This window comes from Acinetobacter sp. RF15B, from assembly GCF_007558235.1.
Taxonomy (GTDB): domain Bacteria; phylum Pseudomonadota; class Gammaproteobacteria; order Pseudomonadales; family Moraxellaceae; genus Acinetobacter; species Acinetobacter lwoffii_C.
Map to the genome: position 1 here is coordinate 1 of NZ_VLSR01000035.1, position 5803 is coordinate 5803.

Annotated in this window: 5 protein-coding genes and 4 tRNA genes; 6 read left to right on the forward strand and 3 right to left on the reverse strand. The window is 42.7% G+C overall.

The genetic code is table 11. The annotated features are described in order from the left end of the window. Nucleotides 1–236: 236 nt before the first annotated feature. From argJ to E2K74_RS14110, 6 genes are all read left to right on the forward strand, one after another. Entirely contained in the window at nucleotides 237–1457 is a 1221-nt protein-coding gene (gene argJ / locus E2K74_RS14085; protein WP_151208207.1) for a bifunctional glutamate N-acetyltransferase/amino-acid acetyltransferase ArgJ, read from the forward strand. A 157-nt stretch (nucleotides 1458–1614) separates the two neighbouring features. Then, nucleotides 1615–2682 (forward strand): quinolinate synthase NadA, encoded by a 1068-nt coding sequence (gene nadA / locus E2K74_RS14090; RefSeq protein WP_151208208.1) that lies wholly within the window; start codon nucleotides 1615–1617, stop codon nucleotides 2680–2682. Nucleotides 2683–2834: 152 nt separating this feature from the next. After that, nucleotides 2835–2911, forward strand: a tRNA-Pro gene (locus E2K74_RS14095). 34 nt (nucleotides 2912–2945) lie between these two features. Then, nucleotides 2946–3022 (forward strand) — tRNA-Arg (locus tag E2K74_RS14100). Between the two features lie 34 nt (nucleotides 3023–3056). Next, a tRNA-His gene (locus E2K74_RS14105) sits at nucleotides 3057–3132 on the forward strand. A gap of 17 nt (nucleotides 3133–3149) precedes the next feature. Then, nucleotides 3150–3226, forward strand: a tRNA-Pro gene (locus E2K74_RS14110). Nucleotides 3227–3335: 109 nt separating this feature from the next. Here E2K74_RS14110 and E2K74_RS14115 read toward each other — a convergent pair. The 3 genes from E2K74_RS14115 to E2K74_RS14125 are packed head-to-tail and all read right to left on the reverse strand — an operon-like array spanning nucleotide 3336 to nucleotide 5577. Beyond that, nucleotides 3336–3809 (reverse strand): OmpA family protein, encoded by a 474-nt coding sequence (locus E2K74_RS14115; protein WP_151208209.1) that lies wholly within the window; start codon nucleotides 3807–3809, stop codon nucleotides 3336–3338. A 14-nt stretch (nucleotides 3810–3823) separates the two neighbouring features. After that, nucleotides 3824–5038 (reverse strand): sensor domain-containing diguanylate cyclase, encoded by a 1215-nt coding sequence (locus E2K74_RS14120; protein WP_151208210.1) that lies wholly within the window; start codon nucleotides 5036–5038, stop codon nucleotides 3824–3826. A 5-nt stretch (nucleotides 5039–5043) separates the two neighbouring features. Beyond that, nucleotides 5044–5577 (reverse strand): YfiR family protein, encoded by a 534-nt coding sequence (locus tag E2K74_RS14125; protein WP_319922819.1) that lies wholly within the window; start codon nucleotides 5575–5577, stop codon nucleotides 5044–5046. Between the last annotated feature and the right edge of the window lie 226 nt (nucleotides 5578–5803).

Consider the following 5803-nt stretch of genomic DNA (forward strand, 5'->3'; position numbering starts at 1 on the left):
CTTCTTGAGTAAGATGAGTATAGTTCATGATGCAACTTTGACTTTGGTCGGTCGGAAGCAAAATGCTAGCTCATCTTGCTTCCTTCCAATAATTTAATCTCTGTTGCACTTCATTTGAGAATCCAAGTTGTGAAAACCTATGATAAATCACCATACATTGCAGGGCTTTGGCTCGATTTTTTATTCCAGATCAACTAAGCTGTCTTTTTATAAACTTCAACATTGGACAATGAGAAATGGCAGTTGGTGACGTATCTATGCCACAGATGCATGTGGTAAAAGGGGTGAAAATTGGTTCGGCAGAAGCCTATGTACGCTACCAGAACCGACGTGACCTGGTGGTATTTGAGCTAGCTGAAGGCTCCAATGTTGCAGGTGTATTTACCCAGAATGCATTTTGTGCAGCGCCGGTGCATGTTTCTAGGGCACATCTGGCAGCGGGAAATCCACGCTATTTAGTCATTAATACCGGAAACGCGAATGCGGGCACTGGTGCGACGGGTATGGCCAATGCAGAAGCCACCTGCGCCCAGCTGGCAAAGCTTGCTGGAGTGAACCCAGAACAGGTGTTACCGTTCTCGACCGGAGTGATTGGTGAACAGTTGCCTATAGAGCGTTTGCTTAGTGGCTTGCAGCCGGCGCTGGCGTCATTGCGTGATGATGCCTGGGGAGATGCAGCAACTGGAATCATGACCACGGATACCACGCCAAAAGGTGCTTCTGAACAGTTCGAGATGGATGGTATTCGCTATACCATGACGGGTATTTCCAAGGGTGCCGGGATGATTCGCCCGAATATGGCGACCATGTTGGGCTATGTGGCAACGGATGCGCCGATTAGCCGTGAACTGGTACAACAGTTACTTTCCCTCACAGTTAATCAATCCTTTAACCGTATTACTATCGATGGCGATACCTCTACCAATGACTCCTGTATTTTTATTGCAACTGGTCAGGCGGGAGGCACGGAAATATCTTCTGTTGAAGATCCGCGTTATGCCGTGGTTCTAGAAGTGCTCATGCGTACCATGAAGCGTTTAGCGCACCTGATTGTGCGTGATGGTGAAGGGGCGACCAAGTTTATTACTGTAGCGGTAGAAGGCGGTGCCAATACTCAGGAATGCTGCGATGTTGCTTATAGTATTGCCCACTCTCCATTGGTGAAAACCGCTATTTTTGCTTCTGATCCAAACTGGGGGCGTATCCTGGCGGCGATCGGTTATGCCGGTGTGGCGCATTTAGACGTTGCAAAAATTCAGGTTTGGTTAGATGATGTACAAATCTGCAAAGATGGTGGTGCAGCAGCTGACTACACTGAAGAAGCGGGTGCGCGTGTCATGGCGCAGGCTGAAATGATGATTCGTGTGGATCTGGGACGTGGTAAGGCAAAAGACACAGTATATACCTGTGATCTGTCTTATGATTATGTCAAGATTAATGCAGATTATCGTTCATAGTTCGGATGATTGCTCAAGCCTCCTCGCGTGGGGGCTTTTTTATATCTCAAATGTTTTAATGACCGGTCAAAAATAGCAGACCGCCACATCTGGCCGGTGAATAGGGTAAATGGTTGCCTTTGGGGCAAGCAGTAAAGATAAAAGAGTAGATGTTGTTATGAATAATGCGACCAATTTAATAGCCAATGAAGCAAAGTCGATTGTGCAGGCGCATTTAGACCGTTTAGGTGAACCTAAGGAACATCAGCTGACTGAACAGCTAAAACAGGAAAAATTTGCACAGATCAAGGCAGAGCTTGAAAAGCAGGATGCTGCATTGGTCGCACATTATTATTGTGATCCTGAAGTTCAGGAACTGGCTGAACTGACTGGAGGCTGTGTCTCTGATTCGCTAGAAATGGCACGTTTTGGACGAGACCATCCGGCATCCACTCTGGTTGTGGCCGGAGTTAAATTCATGGGGGAAACCTCAAAAATTCTTTCTCCTGAAAAAACTGTGTTAATGCCGACACTTGAGGCGACCTGCTCACTGGATCTGGGCTGTCCGGTTGATGAATTTAGCAAGTTTTGTGATGCACATCCTGATCATACAGTAGTGGTATATGCCAATACATCAGCTGCTGTGAAAGCGCGCGCCGATTGGGTGGTAACTTCTAGCTGTGCCGTTGAGATTGTCGAGCATTTAGATAGCTTGGGTGAGAAAATCATTTGGGCGCCAGATCAGCACCTGGGACGCTATATCCAGAAAAAAACAGGTGCAGAAATGTTGCTTTGGGATGGTTCATGTATTGTGCATGAGGAGTTCCGTTCGCGTGGCATTGCTCAGATGAAAGCGATGTATCCTGATGCAGCGGTTCTGGTTCATCCTGAATCACCAGAATCGGTGGTAGATGTTGCCGATGCAGTTGGAAGCACTTCACAGCTGATTAAAGCAGCACAAACATTGCCACATCAACGTCTGATCGTAGCCACAGACCGCGGTATCTTCTATAAAATGCAGCAGGCTGTTCCAGAAAAAATCCTGATTGAGGCGCCGACTGCCGGAGAAGGCGCAACTTGCCGTTCCTGTGCCCACTGTCCATGGATGGCGATGAATGAACTGGATGGAATTTTACAGGTTCTGCAACAGCGTAATCAGGAAATTCAGGTAGATCCTGTGCTGGCGCAGCGTGCAAAGCTGCCTTTAGATCGTATGCTGAATTTTAGTGCCAGCTTAAAGCGCTAGGGTTTGTATAAAAAATGTCTGAAATGCTTGATAAATAAACGCTTGAAGTGTTTTTTTGATTTTTTTTAAATATAGGTGTTGACGTCTTTGGGCGTCACGCCTAGAATGCACACCGTACCGAACGATAGTTCGATACAAAAGCTGAGATGAATCGGAGCATAGCACAGCCTGGTAGTGCACCTGGTTTGGGACCAGGGGGTCGTAGGTTCGAATCCTACTGCTCCGACCAATTCTTCAAGGCAAATGATGTTTACATCAGTAACGCGCTTGTAGCTCAGTTGGATAGAGCATCCGCCTTCTAAGCGGATGGTCACAGGTTCGAATCCTGTCAGGCGCGCCATTTGGTCGCTTGATATCAAGAACCAAATGTAATGGTGGATGTAGCTCAGTTGGTAGAGCCCTGGATTGTGATTCCAGTTGTCGCGGGTTCGAATCCCGTCATTCACCCCAACTTTTAAAGTTGAAATCGGAGCATAGCACAGCCTGGTAGTGCACCTGGTTTGGGACCAGGGGGTCGTAGGTTCGAATCCTACTGCTCCGACCATCTATACAAAGATGGTTGAAATAAAAGATACCGCGTAAAGCGGTTTTTTTGTGTCTGAGATTTTATAAAAACCAAAAGCTCCAAGGGGAGCTTTCAACAAGACATACTTTTAAGGCACGATAATAATAGTGACTCTTCGATTTTCAGCACGGTTTTTATTTGAGTTATTAGGAACCAAAGGTTGGGATGAACCGCGCCCGATAACCTGAATGTTTTTAGGATTAAAACCTTGTTGAAGGAAGATATCTGCTACATTGGATGCACGGTTTTTAGAGAGCTCTAGGTTATAGGTGGGGTCACCGATATCATCCGTATGGCCAATAATGTTCAGCTTTTCCAGCTTATAGCTTTTAAGCTGTTGTGCCAGCCGGGTGAGCTCCTGGTTTTGCTGGGCAGTAATAATGAAATGATCAAAACTGAAAATCAGGCTTTCTGGTAAGCCTAGACTCCAGCCCTCTTCTGTTAGCACAAAACCTTCCTTTTTCAACATTTTTGTTTGTTGATAATTAAGTGGCCCAAAGCTTAAGCAGGCACTTAACCAGGTGGTAAGTAGAAGAATAATTGAAGTTTTTATCATATGCATAGTCTTACCTGTGATCATTTTTGGTAAATACACCAGTGGTGTTTTAATGATTTTGCTTGATACATGGCCTGATCGGCTTGCATGATTAATTCTTTTGCATCAGCAGCATTAATACTGATGGATATACCTAAACTAAAGCTAAAAGAAATTATTTGTCCGTTATGGATTAAAGGCTCCTCGCAACACTGAATGAGGTTTTTAGCGATTGAAGTCAATTGATCCACGCGGGTCATATCATGGAGAATAATGGCAAATTCATCTCCGCCGAGACGAGCCACAAAATCGGTCTGGCGTATATTGTATTTTAATCTTCTGGCTGTTTCCTTCAGGACCTCATCTCCAATCACATGCCCATATTCATCATTGATCTGTTTAAAATTATTATTATCTACATAAATCAGGGCAGAAGGCGCTGGGGGAGTTCTGCTAAACAGCTTGCTTAACTCTTGATAAAAGTAATTGCGGTTAGGGAGTTCTGTAAGATAATCATGCAAGGCTTGATGAGAAAGCGCATGGTTTTCGTTTTGCAAATGAGTATGCCAAGCTTGAATTTCTTCTAACAAATGATTGAATACCATATTCAATTCGTTGAATTCTTTAATATCATTTTGGGGAAAGCGCAGATTGTACGCATTTTGTTGATTGATTAAATGGGCAATCTGAATCAGGGGCGAAATCGATTGCATAATAAAGCGATAAGTTGAATTAACGGACTTGGCTAAAGTGAAAAGAATAAACAGTATGCCCACCATCAGGCCGAAAAATACTTTGATAATAAAACTTAGTATTTGTGCGGAACTACCGTATACAACCACTGTACCGATATTTTTACCGAGATGGTAAACAGGGACCTCTATAGCTTCACTCAGAAAAATGCGATCAAACAAGGCTTGTAGCGGATAATAGTAATCATTGTCTTTTTGGCTTTTCGCTAACAGGTTTTGCTTCTGGTCGTATAGCCCAATATAGGGGATATGATAATCGTTGGTGTATTCAATCAGTATTTTAGAAATAGTCACTCGATCATTAAAAACCAGAGCAGGTTGAATACGCTCAGCAGCTGTTTGACTGATCAATTGCAGACTCTGCTTTGCAGAAGATTCTACAGTTAGCACTGAAATGCTGACCAAGGTTAAAGTCGAAATCAGAAAAGTAATAGCAAAAATTGTAAATTGTGATTTCTTGAATAACTGTTGTAAGGAGGTTGATTTATAAAAATTATTAATCATTCATATTACTCCTGATTACGTGCAAGCAGTAATACACGGGGATCTACATGCACTTTGGAGCGAGTCAAACTATCCAGATTTACCTTGAAAATGGCATTCCCCGATTTGGAATACATGAGGCAAAACGTGCTGCCAATTTCACATTCTGCATTTGAGGTGCTGAAGGTAATGACCTGCTTATTTGCAGATTGATTAATAATGTGTTGTTCAAATTCTGGAGTGGACTGACTAAAAAAAATTGCATGACAAATGGTATTTTTAATTTGATTACTTGTAAGTAATTTAGTCTCCATGGGAAGATTGGAGTGTCTGAGCTGATTTTTAAGCTGGGTATAAGCATTACCGTCATCTAAGACGCACAGCTTTGGGGTGGATACAGGCCACTTCACATAACTGAGTATAGAAACTGTGATTTGATAAGAATTTTGAACCGAGTTGGCGTTTAAACTAAAACAGAAGGTTGTAGCTATTACTAGTAAAAATAACTTTCTGAGTGAGTTGTGCATGAAAATGTTTAAAAAATGAGTATTAGTTCGCATTTTAATGAAATTCTTTGAGTAATAATAGAGCAAAAAGATGCAGTTCCGGTAAATTAGTATAAAAATACACCACTCGTAAGATTTATGTGAAAAAAGTACTTGCAAGCTCTCTTAAATGCTGTAGAATGCACATCCATCGGCAGTGATGAAGATTAAAACTTGTTAAGAAACAAGGATTTAGCACAAGATGTTAAATTTAAGTGTCTTGAATGAGTTTAAAAATAAT